Genomic DNA, 18,300 nt, shown 5'->3' on the forward strand with positions numbered 1-18,300 from the left:
ACGAAGGGCGGTGGCGCGTGCGCCACCGCCCTGGTAAGGGTCTCGCTCATCCGCCCGGCCCTCCGGACGGCATTCGTCCGGTCCCCCGGACGGCCCCTCAGTTCGTCTTGCCCGCGGACGCGTCCGGTGCCGAGACCGCGGACTGGTCGACGACGTCGAGCGCGTCGGCGGCCGCGAGCGGCTGTCCGGCGTCCGCGACCCGGATACCGGTCTTGGCGCGCCGGCCGCGCCGCTCGATCCAGGTGGCGAGGGCGGAGAGGGCCAGACACATCGCGATGTAGATGACACCGCCGACGATGATCACCGGGACGTAGGGGTTCTCGTCGTTGACCACGATGTTGCCGGCCAGCTGCTGAAGCTGGAACAGCAGCTCCTGGTAGGTGATGACATAGCCGAGGGAGGTGTCCTTCAGCGTCACCACCAGCTGGCTGATGATGGTCGGCAGCATCGCCCGTACGGCCTGCGGCACCAGGACCGTCATCATGACCTGGGTCTTGCGCATGCCCAGGGCGTACGCGGCCTCGCGCTGGCCCCTGGGCACCGAGTTGATGCCCGCCCGCAAGACCTCGGCCTGGACCGAGCCGTTGTAGACGGTCAGCCCGATGACCAGGGCCCAGAAGCCGGTGTTGTCACCGCTGATGCCCAGGTCCGAGCGGTAGGTCAGGAAGAGCACCCACAGCACGTAGATCGTGATCAGCAGCGGGACGGCCCGGAACAGCTCGATGAAACCGGTCGCGAACCAGCGGACGGGCTTGTGGTCCGAGAGCCGGCCGGTGGCCAGCAGCACACCGAGGGCGAGGGAGAGGACCGCCGCGACCGCGAACACCTTCAGGGTGGTGACCACACCGTCGCGGATGCTGGTCCGCACCCCGGCGTAGTTGAAGATGTCCCACATCTCGGGCGCGAACTGTCCCTTGGCGTTCAGCCGCACCACCGCGAAGACGATCAGCCCGAGGACGGCCAGGCCGCCGACCACGGAGAAGACGCGGTTCCGGACGCGGGCCTTGGGGCCGGGGGCGTCGTACAGGACGCTCGAGCTCATCGGGCCACCTCCAGGCGGTTCTCCAGCAGCCGGAAGAGACCGCTGATCGCGAAGGTGATGACCAGGTAGCACAGCGCGATCCACAGGAAGATCCAGCCGATCGCGAAGCCCTTGTCACTCAGCAGCTTCGAGACATTGAACAGTTCGGTGTTGCTGAACGCCCCGGCGATGGCCGAGTTCTTGGTGAGCGCGATGAAGATGCTGCTCATGGGCGGGATCACGGACCGGGTGGCCTGGGGGAGGACGATCAGCCGGAGGGTCTGGAAGAAGGTCATCCCCAGGCTGCGGGCGGCCTCCGCCTGGCCGAGCGGCACGGTGTTGATACCGGACCGCACGGCCTCGCAGACGAAGGACGACGTGTAGCAGCCCAGCGCCATCATGGCGAGGACGAAGGGGCTCGTCCCCGGGAAGAAGATCTGCGGGATCACGAAGAACGAGATCAGGAACAGCAGGGTCAGCGGGGTGTTGCGCAGCAGGGTGACCCAGGCCGTCCCGAACGCCCGCAGCGGCGGTATGGGCGACACCCGGAAGCCGGCTATGACGACGCCCAGCACGAGAGCCAGCGCCGCACTGGCCGCCGTGATGGAGAGGGTTCCCAGGAACCCCTCCCGGAACTGGGGCAAATGATCGAGAAGTACGTTCATCGATTCTCCGCGGTAGCGGTCAGGTCAGCGGCGTGCGGAGCGCACCGGCTTCGAGGTGAACAGGCGAACGGGTGAACGGGCGGACGGAGCGCCCTGCTCAGTAGCGCGGCAGGGGCGTCTTCGGCGCGACGTAGGAGGAGCCGGACTTGCCGAGCGTGCCCTCGTACGCCTTCTTGTAGTCGCCGTTCTTGATGTGCTTCTCGAGCGAGTCGGTGATCGCGTCGCGGAGCGCCTTGTCGTTCTTGTTCATGCCGATGCCGTAGGGCTCCTCGGTGAACGGCTTGCCGACCACGTGCAGCTTGGTCGGACGCTGGGCGGCGTAGCCCTTGAGGATCGCGTCGTCGGTGGTGACAGCGTCGACCTGGCCGTCGAGCAGCTGCTTGACGCAGAGCGAGTACTTGCTCAGCTCGGTGGTCTTGGCGCCGTACTTCGGCTTCTTGATCTCCTGGAGCGGGGTGGAGCCGACGATCGAGCAGACCTTCTTGCCCTTGATGCTGTCCGGACCGGTGATCTTGTCCTTGTCCTCGTCGCGGACCAGCAGGTCGGCACCGGCCTGGTAGTACGGGCCCGCGAAGCCGACCTGCTTCTTGCGCTCGTCGTTGATGGTGTAGGTGCCGACGTAGTAGTCAACCTGGCCCTTGGAGATGGAGGTCTCGCGGACGTTGGAGTCCACCGTCTTGAAGGTGATCTTGTCCGCGGAGAAGCCGAGGTCGGCGGCGACCATCTTGGCGATCTCGATGTCGAAGCCGGAGCGCTTGCCCTCGGTGTCCTGGAACCCGAGGAAGGGCTGGTCGGCCTTGGCGCCGACGACGATCTTGCCGCGCTTCTGCGCCGCCTTCAGGGTCGGCGAGTCGACCTTCACGTCCTTCGCGACCGTGTAGTCGCCGCTGAAGACCTCCCCGCCCTTCGGCTTGTCCCCGGCGGTGCCCTTCTCGCCGCCACAGGCGGTCGCCGTAGCGGCCAGCGCGAGAACCACCGTGGCCGCCGCGGCCGTCTTACGAATCCTCATGGTGCCCATCCCTCTGTGTTCGGTACGTGGTTCAGATACGCAGTGGCGAACGTGCCGCCGGCGGTCTGCCGGGCCAATGCGGGCTCGGTGGCCCGGCGGGCCCGGCGGGCTAGTGGTGAAGGATCTTCGACAGGAAGTCCTTGGCCCGGTCGCTGCGGGGGTTGTTGAAGAACTGCTCCGGCTCGGCCTCTTCGACGATCCGGCCGTCGGCCATGAAGACCACGCGGTTCGCGGCGGAGCGGGCGAAACCCATCTCATGGGTGACGACGACCATCGTCATGCCGTCCCGGGCGAGCTGCTGCATGACCTCCAGCACCTCGTTGATCATCTCCGGGTCCAGCGCCGAGGTCGGCTCGTCGAAGAGCATCACCTTCGGGTCCATGGCCAGGGCGCGCGCGATCGCCACGCGCTGCTGCTGGCCACCGGACAGCTGGGCGGGGTACTTGTCCGCCTGGGCGCCGACGCCGACCCGGTCGAGCAGCGTGCGGGCCTTCTCCTCGGCGGCCTTCCTGTCCGTCTTACGGACCTTGACCTGGCCCAGCATCACGTTCTCGAGCACCGTCTTGTGCGCGAAGAGGTTGAAGGACTGGAAGACCATGCCCACGTCGGCACGGAGCCGGGCGAGCTCCCTGCCCTCCTGGGGCAGCGGCTTGCCGTCGATCGTGATGGAGCCGGAGTCGATCGTCTCCAGCCGGTTGACCGTGCGGCACAGCGTCGACTTCCCGGACCCGGACGGCCCGATGACGACGACCACTTCGCCGCGGCTGATGGTCAGGTCGATGTCCTGGAGCACATGCAGCGCGCCGAAGTGCTTGTTGACTCCTGACAACGCAACCAACGCATTCGCCACCGGTGCGGCGTCCTTGGTCACCGATACTTCGCTCATCGGCGTCTCGCTCCGTCCTCCTCGGTTGGGAGGACACTAGTGAGCGCCCGCGACCAGCGTCATTACATCTGAGCTGAAATTGAGGATAACGATATGGCCGCGACGCGACACTCTGCGTGAGCGGGACGACGCGCGCCGTACCGGCTGCGTAACGGAAACCAGTGTGTGACCGAATGCGTCTTGACGGCTGCCCGTCGATCGGAGTGGATGCCCTGTGGCCATGTTCGTGGCCGCATTCGAAGACATGGTGACGGGGACGCGTGCGGGGCGCGTCTCCCCTGATACGGGAAGGTGGCGGAGGGGCCGGTGAGACTGCTGCTCGTCGAGGACGACAACCATGTCGCCGCGGCCCTGTCGGCCATGCTCTCCAAGCACGGTTTCGAGGTCACCCACGCCCGCAGCGGCGAGGAGGCGCTGCAGGCGCTGTTGCCGGACTCCGGCGCCCCCTTCGGCGTCGTCCTGCTCGACCTCGGCCTGCCCGACCAGGACGGTTTCGAGGTGTGCGGCAAGATCCGCAAGCGCGCCGCCACGCCCGTGATCATGGTGACGGCGCGCGCCGACGTGCGCTCGCGCATACACGGGCTCAACCTCGGCGCCGACGACTACGTGGTCAAGCCGTACGACACCATGGAGCTGCTCGCCCGGATCCACGCCGTCAGCCGCCGCACCGCCGCCCACGACCCGGGCCATGGCGCCGAGGAGAGCCCGGACGGCTCGCAGCCGCCGCTGCGGCTCGGCCCGGTGACCATCGAGCTGCCCACCCGTCAGGTCTCCGTCAACGGCACGACCGTCTCGCTCACCCGTAAGGAGTTCGATCTGCTCGCCCTGCTCGCCCAGCGCCCCGGCGTGGTCTTCCGCCGGGAGCAGATCATCAGCGAGGTCTGGCGCACCAGTTGGGAGGGGACGGGGCGCACCCTGGAGGTCCACATCGCCTCCCTGCGTTCCAAGCTGCGGATGCCCGCCCTGATCGAGACGGTGCGCGGGGTGGGCTACCGCCTCGTCGCCCCGGCCTGCTGAGCGACCGGGGCTCCCTCGGTGCGCACTCGGCTCCTCCCGCTCCTCATCGTCCTCATGGCGGGCGTGCTGCTCGCGCTCGGCTTCCCGCTCGCCGGGAGCCTGGCCGCCCGGGAGCAGCAGCGCGTGGTCGTCGACCGGATCGACGACACCGCGCGCTTCGCCGCGCTCGCCCAGTTCGTGACCGCCGGGCCCACCGGGGCGGTCGGCGCCGAGGGGAACGAGCGGCTGGGCACGCTGCGCGCCGAGCTCAAGCGCTATCACGACCTGTACGGCATCCGGGCCGGGGTCTTCTACCGGGACCGGGACGCACCGCCCATGGCCGAGGCGCCCGGCGGCTGGCGGCTGCCGGACGCGGGCGAGAGCGCCCAGGCGTTCGACGAGGCCCTCGCCGGGCGCCGCAGCCACGATCCGTCCCAGGTGTTCCCCTGGCAGCGGGGCAGGCTCACCGTGGCGTCCCCTGTCGTCCGCGACGGGGACGTGGTGGCCGTCGTCGTCACCGACTCGCCCACCGGCCAGATGCGGTCGCGGATCCTGCACGGCTGGCTGGTGATCGGCGCGGGCGAATGCGCCGCGATGCTGCTGGCCGTGGGGGCCGCCTTCCGGCTCACCGGATGGGTGCTGCGGCCCGTGCGCGTCCTGGACACCGCGACCCATGACATCGCGACCGGGCGGATGCAGTCACGCGTCGCGGCCGCCTCGGGGCCCCCGGAGCTGCGGCGGCTGGCCCGCTCGTTCAACGAGATGGCCGACAACGTCGAGCAGGTCCTGGAGCAGCAGCGGGCGTTCGTGGCCGACGCCTCCCACCAGCTGCGCAATCCGCTTTCCGCGCTCTTGCTGCGCATCGAGCTGCTGGCGCTGGAGCTGCCGGACGGCCATGAGGAGATCGCCTCGGTACGGGCGGAGGGCAAGCGCCTGGCCAGCGTCCTGGACGATCTGCTCGACCTCGCCCTGGCCGAGCACTCCGCCGCGGATCTGCGGCTCACCGATATCGCGGAGCTGGCGGCCGACCGGGTGGACGCCTGGCTTCCGGTGGCCGAGCGGGAGGAGGTCGGGCTCGCCTACACCGGCCCGGCGGCCATCACCGGCTGGGCCGACCCGGTGGCCCTGTCCAGCGCGCTGGACGCCGTCGTCGACAACGCCCTGAAGTTCACGCCCGAGGGGGCGCATGTGGAGGTCTCGGCGCGCACGGAGGGCGACACCGTGGCGATCGTCGTCGCCGACGGCGGCCCGGGCCTCACCGAGGACGAACTCGCCCGCATCGGCGACCGCTTCTGGCGCAGCAGCCGCCACCAGAACGTCTCGGGCTCGGGCCTGGGCCTGTCCATCACCCGCGCGCTGCTCGCGGCGGGCGGGGGCACGATCGACTACGCGCCCAACGAGCCCCGCGGTCTGCGCGTGACCATTACGGTGCCGCGGACGGGGCCCGGCGAGACCGTGACGACCGTAAGGATGTGAGGCGGGCCGTGCGGACCGTGAGGCGGGCTGTGCGGACCGTGAGGCGGGCCGTAAGGACGTGAGGCGGGTTCTTCACCGTCATGTGATCATCCTGCCGGATGTGGACTCCGGGCGTGGGCTCCGGTCGTCGGCCAGATCGAGGCGGCGGCGGTGGCGGGCTACGGCTTGACCGAGCGGTAATAGCGCGCCGCGCCCTTGTGGAGGGCGAGGGGATCGGTGAAGACGGCGGTCCGCAGGTCCACCTTCTGGGCTGCGTGCACCTTTGCCCCGATGCGGTCCCGGTTCTCTATCACCGTGCGGGTGACTCCCTCCGCCAGATCGGGGGCCACCCGGTCCGTGGTGACCAGGAGGTTCGGTACGGCGATCGTCTTGACCGGCTCCGGCCTGCGTATCTCCTCGTACGCGTCGGCGGGCACGGTGGCCGCCCGGTAGTAGCGCGTCACCCCGCCCTGCCGGTGCAGCGGGCCGGTGAGGTCGCCGAGCTGGACGAGCCGGATCGGGTAGGCATGGGCCAGGGTGCGCACCGCGGTGGTCGGCAGCCCGCCCGACCAGAAGAAGGCGTCGAGCTTGCCCTGCCGCAGCAGCCTCGGCATGGCGTCGATGCCGACCCGCTCGGCCCGGATGTCCCGGTCGAAGTCGAGCCCGGCGGCCTTGATCAGCGCCCGGGTGATCAGCTGCACGCCCGAGCCGTCGTCGCCCACCCCCACCCGCAGATGTTTCAGGTCGTGGGCCGACCGCACGGGCGAACTCCTCGGCACGACCAGCTGCATGTAGTCGTCGTACAGCCGCGCACAGGCCCGCAGCCGCCCCGCTCCCTCGCCCTGGTAGGCGGCGACGGCGTCGGTGGCGGCGATGGCGAAGGTGGCCCTGCCCCGGGCCAGCCGCTCGACGTTGTCCGGGGACCCCCTGGACTGCTCCAGCCGCACATCGACATCGGGGAGGTCCCGGGCGAGATCCTGCTCGAGCATCCGGCCGTAGGTGTCGTAGACCCCGGTGGAGACCCCCGTCGCGAACGTCACCCGGCCGCTGGGCGAGGGGCCGCCGCCCGACGCCAGCAGCCACCACAGCAGCAGCCCGAGGGCGGCGAGGCCCGCGGCGGCGGACTGCAGGGCACGGCGCCGGTCCAGGCGCGGAAGGGTGAGGGCCATGGTGAGGATCCTGCCAGGGCCGCCGACGGGAGGGGAGGGGCGGGCCGCTAGGAGGGGGTGAGGGACGAGCCCTACGAGGGGGAGGGGCCGAGCCACTGAGGGAGGGCAGGGGCGAGCCGCTACGGGCGAGCCGCGCATCCGTCGAGCGGGCGCGCCCTCCGCTCATCTGCCGGAGCGCAGCGCCCTCGACAGGCCCAGGGCCGCCGTCCGGACCGCCGGTGCCAACTGCGCCGGGCGGAAGCGGCCGCGGGGTACGGCCACCGACAGCGCGGCCACCGAGGTCGGCCCGTCGAAGACGGGAGCCGCGATGCAGCTGACTCCCGGAGCCGCCTCTTCCTCCTCGTAGGCCAGACCCGCGACCTGGGCCTGCTCGACGGCCGTGCGCAGCCGGTCCGGGTCGGTGATCGAGTGGGGGGTGAGGGCGGGCAGAGGCGCGGCCAAGATCTCCTCGACCAGCTCGGAGCCCGAGAACGCCAGCAGCGCCTTGCCCACGCCGGTGCAGGTCAGGGGCAGTCGGCCGCCGATGCGGGACGGCAGCCGAAGGGCGTCGTGGCCGTGGATGCGCTCGACGTAGACCACCTCGTGGCCCTCGCGCACCCCGAGGTGCACGGTCTCGTGCGTGGCCTCGAAGAGGTCTTGCAGGAACGGCAGCGCGGCCTCTCGCAGATCGCGTCGGCGCGGGACGAGCGAGCCCAGTTCGAAGAGGGCGCCTCCGAGCCGGTAGGTCTCGGCGTCACGTTCGAGCAGGCCGAGGCGGACCAGATCGGCGCAGAGCCGGAACACGGTGGTCTTGGCCAGCCCGGTCCGCGCGGACAGTTCTGTGAGACGGAACGCGCCGCCATCGGGCCGGAAGCAGTCGAGGACAGCCATCGCCTTGTCGAGCATGTTGCCCTGTGCGCTGTTCCGCGTCATGGAACACAGTGTGCCGGTGCCCGGCCGCCGGCCCACCCCCGGGGGACGGGGCGGTGGCCCGGTCCACCGCCCGGCAGAGGGGCTTTGCGTGAGCGCCTACCCTTGTTGGGTGACCATCAGCAGCGACCGGAGCCCGGCAGTGGACGTTCAAGCACCCAAGAGCTACGAGATCCGCACCTACGGGTGCCAGATGAATGTCCACGACTCCGAGCGGCTCTCGGGCCTCCTGGAAGAGGCGGGCTATGTCCGCGCGCCCGAGGGCACCGGCGAGGGGGAGGCCGACATCGTCGTCTTCAACACCTGTGCGGTGCGGGAGAACGCCGACAACCGGCTGTACGGCAACCTCGGCCGGCTCGCGCCCATCAAGGCCCGGCGGCCCGGCATGCAGATTGCCGTCGGCGGCTGTCTGGCCCAGAAGGACCGCAACACCATCGTCAACAAGGCCCCCTGGGTCGACGTGGTCTTCGGCACCCACAACATCGGCAGCCTGCCGGTGCTGCTGGAGCGCGCCCGCGTCCAGGAGGAGGCCCAGGTCGAGATCGCCGAGTCCCTGGAGGCCTTCCCCTCCACGCTGCCGACGCGGCGCGAGTCCGCGTACGCCGCGTGGGTCTCCATCTCCGTGGGCTGCAACAACACCTGCACCTTCTGCATCGTCCCGGCGCTGCGCGGCAAGGAGAAGGACCGCCGCCCGGGCGACATCCTCGCCGAGGTGGAGACCCTGGTCGCCGAGGGCGTCACCGAGATCACCCTGCTCGGCCAGAACGTCAACGCGTACGGCTCCGACATCGGCGACCGCGAGGCGTTCAGCAAGCTGCTGCGCGCCTGCGGGAAGGTCGAGGGCCTGGAGCGGGTCCGGTTCACCTCGCCGCATCCGCGTGACTTCACCGACGACGTCATCGCCGCCATGGCGGAGACGGAGAACGTGATGCCGCAGCTCCACATGCCGCTGCAGTCCGGTTCGGACACCGTGCTCAAGGCGATGCGCCGCTCGTACCGGCAGGAGCGCTACCTGGGCATCATCGAGAAGGTGCGCGCCGCGATGCCGGACGCCGCCATCTCGACCGACATCATCGTCGGCTTCCCCGGTGAGACCGAGGAGGACTTCGAGCAGACGCTGCACGTGGTGCGCGAGGCGCGCTTCGCCCAGGCGTTCACCTTCCAGTACTCCAAGCGGCCCGGGACGCCCGCCGCCGAGATGGACGGCCAGGTGCCGAAGGCGGTCGTCCAGGAGCGCTACGAGCGGCTGGTCGCCCTCCAGGAGGAGATCTCCTGGGAGGAGAACAAGAAGCAGGTCGGGCGCACGCTGGAGGTGCTGGTCGCCGAGGGTGAAGGCCGTAAGGACGACGCCACGCGGCGGCTGTCCGGCCGTGCCCCCGACAACCGCCTGGTGCACTTCGCGCGGCCCGAGGAGCCGGTGCGCCCCGGTGATGTCGTCACCGTCGACATCACCTACGCCGCTCCCCACCATCTGCTCGCCGAGGGCCCGGCCCGGGGCGTACGGCGCACCCGCGCCGGGGACGCCTGGGAGCGGCGGAACGCGCCCGAGGAGAAGAAGCCCGCGGGTGTGATGCTGGGCCTGCCGACGGTGGGTGCCCCGCCGCCGCTGCCGGCCGCGCCCACCGCGGGCTGCGGCTGCGACTGAGCGCACGGCTAGGCTGACGATCATGCTGATCGCCGCCGCCGTCTGCCCGTGTCCGCCGCTGCTGGTGCCCGAGGTCGCCGCCGGAGCCGCCCCCGAGCTGGACGGGCTGCGCGCGGAGTGCGTCGAGGTCATCCACGCCCTTGCGGCGGCGCGTCCGGAGCGCCTGATCGTGGTGGGGCCCGCCGATCGCGCCGGGCGCGGGCCGCATGCGCAGGGCGCGGCCGGGACGTTCCGCGGCTTCGGCGTGGAAGTGGATGTGCGGCTCGCCGCGCCGGTGGCGGAGGACGGGACGTCCGGCGGCGGCGATGCAGTCGGCGGCGGGTCCCCGCGCTCGCTGCCGACGTCGCTGGCGGTCGGCGCCTGGCTGCTGGAGCACGCGGGGTGGGACCCGGCGGTGCCCGTCGAGGGGCTGGGTGTGGGGGAACCTCTCGCGGCCGAGCGGTGTATTGAAGTCGGAAGGGAGCTCGCCGGGCGGGCGGAGCGGGTCGCGCTGCTGGTGATGGGCGACGGCACCGCATGCCGCACGCTGAAGGCGCCGGGCTATCTCGACGAGCGGGCGGCCCCGTTCGACGCCGAGGTGGCGCGGGCGCTGGCGGCCGCCGACACCGGGGCGCTGGCCGCGCTCGACGAGGAGTTGGCGTACGAGCTCAAGGCGGCGGGCCGCGCGCCGCTGCAGGTGCTCGCGGGGGCGGGCGAGGGGGCGCGCCTGAAGGGGGAGTTGCGGTATGACGAAGCGCCGTACGGCGTGGGGTATTTCGTGGCGAGCTGGTCGTCCTAGACCGCTCGCGGCCGTGGAGCCTGCGCTCCACGGCCGCGTACCGGCGGGGCCGGCCGGTCCGGGCCCGGCATCGCCCGCCCCCGTCCTCTGTGCCTTGTTCGCTTGGCCGGTCTTATGCGTCGCCCTTGTGCTTGGGCTTGGGCTCGTCCATCTGCGAGAGGCGGTTGAGAGCGTCCTTCGCCTTGCCCGTGCCAGTCTCGATCTTGGCGCTGTACTTGCCCTTGGTCCTGGTGTCGACGGTCTTGGCCGCCTTCTCCAGGCCCCGCCCGATCCTGGCCTCGTGCTGCTGCGCGAAGCTGCCGGCCTTGCCCTTCATCTGACCGGCCTTGGCCTTGAGATTGTCCATCAGGCCCATGTGCCACCTACCCTCGTCGGTTGCCTATGCGCGGGCGCTCTCACCGGTCTCGCTGTCGGCCGCCTCGGCCGCGGACTGCTGCTTGGGGATCCCGGCGCCTTCACCCGCCGGGTTCTCCTTCCCGCTCCGCGCGGTCTCAGCCCCATCGGCGGTCCCGGATTCGGTATCCGCCGTCATGGCGTCGGCCGTGGCCGGCCCGCCCGCCTGGGCGTCCCGCACGGACGGTGCCTCCTCGGACGAACGGCTCGCCTCCTTCGACACACGACGAAACCTGGAAAACACGCCCATATCTACTCCATACCTTACTCGTGTGGGCGAAACTCGCGTGGGCGAAATCCCGTGCCGCCCGGAGCGTCCTCTTGGGCGGTGCGCGGCGACTGTGCGGCGCACGACGGCCGATTCCCCGAACCGGCCCTCGGAACCCGGCAGCAGGCAACGCACCCGGCGGTGCCCCCCCTCACGTCGCTCATTCGAGGAGCCCCCGGGGTATTTGCGAGACTGGCCCGGTGAATACTGCAGGCCACCCGCCGCGAGTCATCGCCGTCGTCGGCCCCACGGCGGCCGGGAAGTCCGATCTGGGCGTCGCACTCGCCAGACACCTCGACGGCGAGGTCGTCAACGCCGACTCCATGCAGCTGTACCGGGGCATGGACATCGGCACCGCCAAGCTGACCGAGCGCGAGCGGCAGGGGGTGCCGCACCGGCTGCTGGACATCTGGGACGTCACCCAGACCGCGAGCGTCGCCGAGTACCAGCGGCTGGCCCGCGCCGAGATGGACCGCCTGCTCGCCGAGGGCCGCACCCCCGTCCTGGTCGGCGGTTCCGGCCTCTACATCCGCGGAGCGATCGACGCCCTGGAGTTCCCGGGCACCGACCCCGCCGTCCGGGCCCGGCTCGAGGCCGAGCTGGAGGAGCGGGGCTCCGGGGTCCTCCACGCCCGGCTCGCCGACGCCGACCCGGAGGCGGCGCGCGCGATCCTGCCCAGCAACGGCCGCAGGGTGGTCCGGGCGCTGGAGGTCATCGAGATCACCGGCCGCCCCTTCACCGCCAATCTGCCCGGGCACGAGGCGGTCTACGACACGCTCCAGATCGGTGTCGACGTCGAGCGGCCCGAGCTGGATGAGCGGATCGCCCTGCGGGTGGATCGGATGTGGGACACCGGGCTGGTCGAGGAGGTCCGCCGGCTGGAGGGCGCCGGGCTGCGCTCCGGCCGTACCGCCTCCCGTGCGCTGGGCTATCAGCAAGTGCTCACCGCGCTCGCCGGGGAGTGCGGCGAGGAGGAGGCGAGGGCCGAAACCGTGCGTGCCACCAAGCGGTTCGCACGCCGTCAGGACTCCTGGTTCCGCCGGGATCCCAGGGTCCACTGGCTCAGCGGAGCGGCCGACCACAGGGGGGAACTCCTGGCGAGCGCGCTCGCGTTGGTTGAACGGGCGGTCACAGCCTGATCACGTCATGGCATCGGGAAGCTCAGCTCGTCATTCGGGCCCCGGCGGGCATGCCATCATCAAGCTCCGATCGTGCCGTGGTGTCTGGAGTTGGGAGGGCGTGTGGCGATGGAGGCCGGCCCTCGCGACGCATCGCAGCAATCGCCGCACGGAGACGCGCGGCCGCTGACCCCGGACGGCCCCGATGAGGCCGGAGAGCTCCACGAACCCGGCACGCCGGTCCTCGAGGACGGCTCCGAGGGCGAGGTCGGCGCGGACTCGGTCTCCGGGGAGTCCTTCCGGGAGCTGCGCCCGCCGCGCCGGCTGCGGATCTGGCAGATCGCGCCGATCGTCGCCCTCGCCATCCTCGGCTCGCTGATGTTCGCCTTCCCGCTCGCCTTCGAGTTCGGCGACGGAGGGGCGGTCGTGGCCATGCTCGGCCTGCTGCTGAGCTGCTGCGCCGCGGGCTGGGGCCTGATGGCCGCCCGCCGGGTGGGCTACACCTGGCCGGGCCTGCCCCCCAGAGGCTCCGGACGCCGCCCGGACTGGCGCTTCGTCGTGCTCTATGTGGTGATCGTGGCGCTGCTGGCCGCCCTCACCTTCTGGCGGGTGGCCCGCCTCCGCTAAGCGCTCCGCGGGAAGTGGCGCCATGCGTCGTTGGCCGACTGCGGCGCCGTCGTGGCTGGTCGCGCCCGCGCGGCGGAGCCGCACATCGACACAGCCCCGCGCCCCTTCGGGGCGCTGCCCGAACCGTAGCGGATTTCCTCCGACCTGCTTAGGGCCCTCCGTCCCGTGGGTCCCCCAGGCGGCCCGGGCGCCGGGGGACGGCGCGCGCGGTGCCCCGTAGGATCGAGGAATGAGCACCGCACCACGGCTGGCCTTCCTGAAGGGGCACGGCACCGAGAACGACTTCGTCATCGTCCCCGACCTGGACGGACGCCTGGAGCTGTCCGCGGCCACCGTCGCCCGGATCTGCGACCGCCGCGCCGGTATCGGCGGTGACGGCCTGATCCGCGTCGTGCGGTCCTCGGCACACCCCGAGGCGCTGGCCATGGCCGACCAGGCCGAATGGTTCATGGACTACCGCAACAGCGATGGCAGCATCGCCGAGATGTGCGGCAACGGAGTCCGCGTCTTCGCCCGGTACCTTCAGCGCGCCGGGCTCGTCGAGGCGGGCGACCTCGCCATCGCCACCCGGGCCGGGGTGCGCCGGGCCCACATCGCCAAGGACGCCGGTGACGCCGCCCGGCCGGGCCAGGCCACGGCCGGGTCCGACGCCCCGATCACCGTGGTGATGGGCGAGGCCACACTGCCCGGGCCCGGCCCCGACGGGGAGATCACGGTCACGGTCGGTGACCACAGCTGGCCCGCGCGCAACGTGAACATGGGCAATCCGCACGCGGTCGCCTTCGTCGACGACCTCGCCGAGGCCGGTGATCTGTTCGCGGCCCCCGCCGTGCGCCCCGCCGCCGCGTACCCGCACGGCACCAACGTCGAATTCGTCGTCGACCGCGGCCTGCGTCATGTCGCGATGCGCGTGCATGAGCGCGGCTCCGGTGAGACCCGCTCCTGCGGCACCGGCGCCTGCGCCGTGATGGTCGCCGCCGCACGCCGTGACGGGGCCGATCCGGCGGTCACCGGCCACCCCGTCACGTACACCGTGGACGTCCCCGGAGGGCGGCTTGTCATCAGCGAACGGCCGGACGGTACGGTGGAGATGACCGGCCCTGCCGTGATCGTGGCCGAGGGGGAGATAGATCCCTCTTGGCTGGGCACGGACCTCGGCTGACACTTCCCTCGAATGGGTGATCCGTTTCACTCTGGGCGAGAGCCGGTCGGCCGTGCGTGATGGGCTCGATAGCATCAAGCACCGGCCCCGGGGGAGCACCCACGCCGGTTGACGCTCGACGCCGCCGGAGGTGCCCATGAGCGCAGAGGCCACCGACCAGGCCCCGTTCGGTCGCAGGCGCGGCCTCCCCCGCATCGACCTGCGCAATCTCCGCAGGTTCAGCCGGGCCGCCCTGCTGGGGTCCGCCTCCCGCGGCCGGCTGCCGGACGCGATCGAGCATGTGGCCAAGGTCCACCGCGCCCACCACCCCGGAGCCGATCTGGATGTGCTCCGCAAGGCGTATGTCCTGGCCGAGTCCTCCCACCGCGGCCAGATGCGCAAGAGCGGTGAGCCGTACATCACCCATCCGCTGGCCGTCACGCTGATCCTCGCCGAACTGGGCGCCGAGACCACGACGTTGACCGCCTCGCTGCTCCACGACACCGTCGAGGACACCGAAGTGACCCTCGATCAGGTGGGGGAGCAGTTCGGCGAGGAGGTCCGCTATCTCGTCGACGGCGTCACCAAGTTGGAGAAGGTCGACTACGGCGCGGCGGCCGAGCCCGAGACCTTCCGCAAGATGCTCGTCGCCACCGGCAACGACGTCCGGGTGATGTCGATCAAGCTCGCCGACCGGCTGCACAACATGCGCACCCTCGGCGTGATGCGCCCCGAGAAACAGGCGCGCATCGCCAAGGTCACCCGCGATGTGCTGATCCCGCTCGCCGAGCGGCTCGGGGTCCAGGCGCTCAAGACCGAGCTCGAGGACCTGGTCTTCGCCATCCTCCACCCCGAGGAGTACGCGCGGACCCGCGAGCTCCTCCAGGCCCACGCCGGCCGCCCCGACCCGCTGGCCCAGGCCGCCGAGGACGTACGGGGCGTGCTGCACGAGGCGGGCATCACCGCCGAAGTCCTGGTCCGGCCGCGGCACTTCGTCTCCGTCCACCGGGTCGGGCTCAAGCGCGGCGAGCTGACCGGCACCGACCTCGGCCGCCTTCTCGTCCTCGTCTCCGACGACGCGGACTGCTACGCGGTCCTCGGCGAACTGCACACCTGCTTCACCCCGGTGATCTCGGAGTTCAAGGACTTCATCGCGGTCCCCAAGTTCAACCTCTACCAGTCGCTGCACACGGCCGTGGCCGGGCGCGACGGCGAGGTCACCGAAGTCCTCATCCGCACCCACCAGATGCACCGGGTCGCGGAGGCCGGAGTGATCGCCCTCGGCAATCCGTACGCCCCGACGGAGGGAGCCGACGCCCCCGAGGGCGAGCGGGCCGACCCCACCCGCCCCGGCTGGCTGTCCCGGCTGCTCGACTGGCAGAGCGCGACCCCCGACCCCGACATCTTCTGGACCTCGCTCCGCGACGACCTCGCCCAGGACCGGGAGATCACCGTCTTCCGCTCCGACGGCGGGACGCTCGGCCTGCCCGCGGGCGCGAGCTGCGTGGACGCCGCGTACGCCCTGTACGGCGACGACGCGCACTCCTGTATCGGCGCCCGGGTCAACGGCCGGATCGCGACCCTGAGCACGGTGCTGCGCGACGGCGACACCCTGCAGTTGCTGATGGCTAGCGACGCCCGGGACACCGCCTCCCACGGCCCCTCGCCGGAGTGGCTCGACCACGCCCGCACCCCGGCCGCCCGGATCGCCATCAACCGCTGGCTGGCCGCCCATCCGGCGTCGCAGCACGGACCCCGGGAGGCCGCTGAGGAGCCGGAGTCCGCCTCCGAGCTCACCGGCCAGGACGCACAGGATGCACAGGACGGCCAGGACGCGCAGGACGGACAGGAGACGAAGGACGCGCAGGTCACCCGGGGCTCGCAGGTCTCGCGGGGCGGCCAGACCGTCGCCCCCGCGCCCGGTACGGGCCGCCCCGAGGCGGGCATCGTCGTCGACCTGCCCGGCGCGACCGTACGGCTCGCCCGCTGCTGCACCCCGGTGCCGCCCGACGCGATCACCGGCTTCGCGGTGCGCGGCGGGGCCGTCACCGTGCACCGCGAGCGGTGCCCCGGAGTGGCGCGGATGACCGCGGCCGGGCGCACGGCCGTCGGGGTGCGCTGGGCGGACGAGGACGACGGAGACGGGGGCGCCGACTACCGCGTGACCCTCTTCGCGGAGGCGTTCAGCCGACCACATCTGCTCGCGGACCTCACCGAGGCCATCGCCGCCGAGGGCGCGGAGGTGGTGGCGGCCGCCGTCGAACCGCCGCGGGAGCAGCGGGTCCGGCACACCTACACGCTCCAGCTGCCCGACGCGGGCAGGCTGCCGACGCTGATGCGGGCCATGCGGAACGTCCCCGGGGTGTACGACGTGACGCGCGAGGGCCGCAGCATGGCCGCGGCGCGCTGACCGGCGGTCGCGCTCCTGAGCGGCACGCTGCTGACCACCGTCGGGCCGTCTGCACGCGTTCGGCTGTCTGAACTCCTTCGGGTGGATCAAGGCCGGGAGCGACTGCGCGGGCGCCGGGGCGCTGGTAGCCGTAGGGCATGACGCTTTCTTCGGGGCGCCGCCCCAGGTCGCCGCGCACCGGGCGCCGCAGGACCGCGCCGGTGGCCGCCGCCATGGCCGCCGTCTTCCTCGCGGTCGGCCCCTCCTCCGCAGCGGGGCCGGTGTCCCCCGCGCACCCGAGTCCCCTGGGCATCGGCGACCCCCTCTTCCCGCAGCTCGGCAACCCCGGGTACGACGTCACGGCGTACGACATCGCGTTCGCCTACCACCGTCAGGACCGCCCGCTCGACGCCGTCACCACCATCGACGCCCGCGCGACCGCCCCGCTGCGCACCCTCAACCTCGACTTCACCCAGGGCGTCGTGGACTCGGTGCGGGTCGACGGAGCGCGGGCCCGGTTCGCGACGGCCGGTGAGGACCTGGTGATCACCCCGTCCGCCCCCCTCCGTAAGGGCGCCGCCTTCCAGGTCACCGTCCGCCACACCAGCGATCCGCGGAGCGGCACGAACGGCGGCTGGGTCCGCACCAGCGACGGGCTGGCCATGGCCAACCAGGCCAACGCCGCCCACCGGGTCTTCCCGTGCAACGACCACCCCGCCGACAAGGCCCGCTTCACCTTCCGGATCACCGCTCCGAAGAGCCTTACGGTCGTCGCGGGCGGGCTGCCCGGACAGCGCGTCCGCAAGGGATCGCGGACCACCTGGACGTACCGCCTCGCCCACCCCATGGCCACCGAGCTGGCGCAGATCTCGATCGGCCGCTCCGCCGTGCCGCGCCGCACCGGGCCCCATGGGCTGCCGGTGCGCGACGTCGTCCCCACGGCGGACCGCACCCGGCTGGAGAAGTGGCTCGCGCGCACCCCCGGGCAGCTGGCCTGGATGGAGAAGAAGGCCGGGCGCTACCCCTTCGAGACCTACGGTGTGCTGATCGCCCACGCCACCACCGGCTTCGAGCTGGAGACCCAGACGCTCTCCCTCTTCGAGCGCGATCTGTTCACCAGCGATCAGCTGCCCCGGTGGTACATCGAGTCGATCATGGTGCATGAGCTGGCGCACCAGTGGTTCGGCGACAGCGTCAGCCCGCGCCGCTGGTCCGATCTGTGGCTCAACGAGGGCCATGCCACCTGGTACGAGGCGCTGTACGCCGATGAGCGCGGTAAGGCGAGCCTGGAGCGGCGGATGCGCAAGGCGTACGGGCAGTCCGACGCCTGGCGGGCCGAGGGAGGGCCGCCCGCGGCCCCCGCGGCCGCCGACCCCGGCCAGCCGATCGGCATCTTCCGCCCGGTGGTCTACGACGGCAGCGCGCTGGTGCTGTACGCGCTGCGGCAGCGGATCGGCCGGGCCGCCTTCGAGCGGCTGGAGCGGCAGTGGGTGCTCCGCCACCGCGACGGTGTGGCCTCGACCGCCGACTTCGTCCGGCTGGCCTCCACCGTGGCGGGGCGCGATCTGAGCGGGTTCCTCCATCCGTGGCTGTACGGCAGGAAGACGCCGCCGATGCCGGGGCACCCCGACTGGAAGCAGTCGGAGAAGGAGACCACGAAGGGCGCCGCGCTGCCTGGCGCGCGGGCGGGGCGGCACGCGGTACGTTACTCGGTGCCATGGGCCGTGAAACCCGGGTGACGCCCCGCCCGCCGCGTGCGACCATCAAGGGGTCGGCGTTCGCGACCGGCCCCCGCGGGGGGAATCCCGCGGGCCCGCCACGCGTTGTCGAC

Annotated in this window: 17 protein-coding genes; 9 read left to right on the plus strand and 8 right to left on the minus strand. The window is 71.8% G+C overall.

Features of this window, described 5'->3' with window-relative positions; translation table 11 throughout:
* Positions 1-97: 97 nt before the first annotated feature.
* From IEJ02_RS19615 to IEJ02_RS19630, 4 genes are all read right to left on the minus strand, one after another.
* Complete coding sequence (locus IEJ02_RS19615; protein WP_191066071.1) at positions 98-1,042, minus strand: amino acid ABC transporter permease; 945 nt, start codon at positions 1,040-1,042, stop codon at positions 98-100.
* A complete protein-coding gene (locus IEJ02_RS19620) occupies positions 1,039-1,686 on the minus strand; it encodes an amino acid ABC transporter permease (protein ID WP_020868017.1) in 648 nt (215 codons plus the stop codon). The genes IEJ02_RS19615 and IEJ02_RS19620 overlap by 4 nt, the downstream gene beginning before the upstream one ends.
* A 97-nt stretch (positions 1,687-1,783) precedes the next feature.
* Positions 1,784-2,695, minus strand: coding sequence for a glutamate ABC transporter substrate-binding protein (locus IEJ02_RS19625; RefSeq protein WP_191066072.1), 912 nt, complete (start codon positions 2,693-2,695; stop codon positions 1,784-1,786).
* Positions 2,696-2,804: 109 nt separating this feature from the next.
* Positions 2,805-3,581 (minus strand): amino acid ABC transporter ATP-binding protein, encoded by a 777-nt coding sequence (locus tag IEJ02_RS19630; RefSeq protein ID WP_191066073.1) that lies wholly within the window; start codon positions 3,579-3,581, stop codon positions 2,805-2,807.
* A gap of 306 nt (positions 3,582-3,887) precedes the next feature.
* On the opposite strand from IEJ02_RS19630, the gene IEJ02_RS19635 reads away from it, so the two are divergent.
* Together IEJ02_RS19635 and IEJ02_RS19640 are read left to right on the plus strand one after the other, a co-directional pair.
* Positions 3,888-4,598 (plus strand): response regulator transcription factor, encoded by a 711-nt coding sequence (locus IEJ02_RS19635; RefSeq protein WP_191066074.1) that lies wholly within the window; start codon positions 3,888-3,890, stop codon positions 4,596-4,598.
* Positions 4,599-4,616: 18 nt separating this feature from the next.
* Positions 4,617-6,053 (plus strand): ATP-binding protein, encoded by a 1,437-nt coding sequence (locus IEJ02_RS19640; RefSeq protein WP_191066075.1) that lies wholly within the window; start codon positions 4,617-4,619, stop codon positions 6,051-6,053.
* A 158-nt stretch (positions 6,054-6,211) separates the two neighbouring features.
* Here IEJ02_RS19640 and IEJ02_RS19645 read toward each other — a convergent pair whose 3' ends face one another.
* The gene (locus IEJ02_RS19645) at positions 6,212-7,201 is read right to left on the minus strand and encodes a TAXI family TRAP transporter solute-binding subunit (RefSeq protein ID WP_137979854.1); all 990 of its coding nucleotides are present in this window, start codon (positions 7,199-7,201) and stop codon (positions 6,212-6,214) included.
* A gap of 162 nt (positions 7,202-7,363) precedes the next feature.
* On the minus strand, positions 7,364-8,086 hold the full coding sequence (locus IEJ02_RS19650) for an IclR family transcriptional regulator (protein ID WP_191066150.1): 723 nt from the start codon (positions 8,084-8,086) through the stop codon (positions 7,364-7,366).
* 136 nt (positions 8,087-8,222) lie between these two features.
* On the opposite strand from IEJ02_RS19650, the gene miaB reads away from it, so the two are divergent.
* Both miaB and IEJ02_RS19660 read left to right on the plus strand, forming a co-directional pair.
* Positions 8,223-9,755 (plus strand): tRNA (N6-isopentenyl adenosine(37)-C2)-methylthiotransferase MiaB, encoded by a 1,533-nt coding sequence (gene miaB / locus IEJ02_RS19655; RefSeq protein WP_191066076.1) that lies wholly within the window; start codon positions 8,223-8,225, stop codon positions 9,753-9,755.
* Positions 9,756-9,777: 22 nt separating this feature from the next.
* Positions 9,778-10,533 carry a class III extradiol dioxygenase subunit B-like domain-containing protein gene (locus IEJ02_RS19660; RefSeq protein ID WP_191066077.1) on the plus strand — a complete coding sequence of 252 codons (756 nt, stop codon included), beginning with the start codon at positions 9,778-9,780 and terminating at the stop codon, positions 10,531-10,533.
* A gap of 112 nt (positions 10,534-10,645) precedes the next feature.
* On the opposite strand, the gene IEJ02_RS19665 is transcribed toward IEJ02_RS19660, so the two are convergent.
* Entirely contained in the window at positions 10,646-10,888 is a 243-nt protein-coding gene (locus tag IEJ02_RS19665) for an antitoxin (RefSeq protein ID WP_137979856.1), read from the minus strand.
* Positions 10,889-10,912: 24 nt separating this feature from the next.
* Positions 10,913-11,107, minus strand: coding sequence for a gliding motility protein (locus IEJ02_RS48655; protein WP_317985847.1), 195 nt, complete (start codon positions 11,105-11,107; stop codon positions 10,913-10,915).
* A 287-nt stretch (positions 11,108-11,394) separates the two neighbouring features.
* Here IEJ02_RS48655 and miaA point away from each other — a divergent pair, with 287 nt between their 5' ends.
* The 5 genes from miaA to IEJ02_RS19695 all read left to right on the plus strand — a co-directional run bounded on the left by miaA (position 11,395) and on the right by IEJ02_RS19695 (position 18,208).
* Positions 11,395-12,333 carry a tRNA (adenosine(37)-N6)-dimethylallyltransferase MiaA gene (gene miaA / locus IEJ02_RS19675; RefSeq protein WP_191066079.1) on the plus strand — a complete coding sequence of 313 codons (939 nt, stop codon included), beginning with the start codon at positions 11,395-11,397 and terminating at the stop codon, positions 12,331-12,333.
* Positions 12,334-12,441: 108 nt separating this feature from the next.
* Complete coding sequence (locus tag IEJ02_RS19680) at positions 12,442-12,939, plus strand: hypothetical protein (RefSeq protein ID WP_191066151.1); 498 nt, start codon at positions 12,442-12,444, stop codon at positions 12,937-12,939.
* Positions 12,940-13,168: 229 nt separating this feature from the next.
* A complete protein-coding gene (gene dapF / locus IEJ02_RS19685) occupies positions 13,169-14,101 on the plus strand; it encodes a diaminopimelate epimerase (protein WP_191066080.1) in 933 nt (310 codons plus the stop codon).
* A 136-nt stretch (positions 14,102-14,237) separates the two neighbouring features.
* A complete protein-coding gene (locus IEJ02_RS19690; protein WP_191066081.1) occupies positions 14,238-16,490 on the plus strand; it encodes a RelA/SpoT family protein in 2,253 nt (750 codons plus the stop codon).
* 137 nt (positions 16,491-16,627) lie between these two features.
* A complete protein-coding gene (locus IEJ02_RS19695) occupies positions 16,628-18,208 on the plus strand; it encodes a M1 family metallopeptidase (protein WP_223864095.1) in 1,581 nt (526 codons plus the stop codon).
* The last annotated feature ends 92 nt before the right edge of the window (positions 18,209-18,300 follow it).

This window comes from Streptomyces sp. 5-10 (assembly GCF_014712245.1).
In the GTDB taxonomy this organism is placed as follows: Bacteria; Actinomycetota; Actinomycetes; order Streptomycetales; family Streptomycetaceae; genus Streptomyces; species Streptomyces violaceusniger.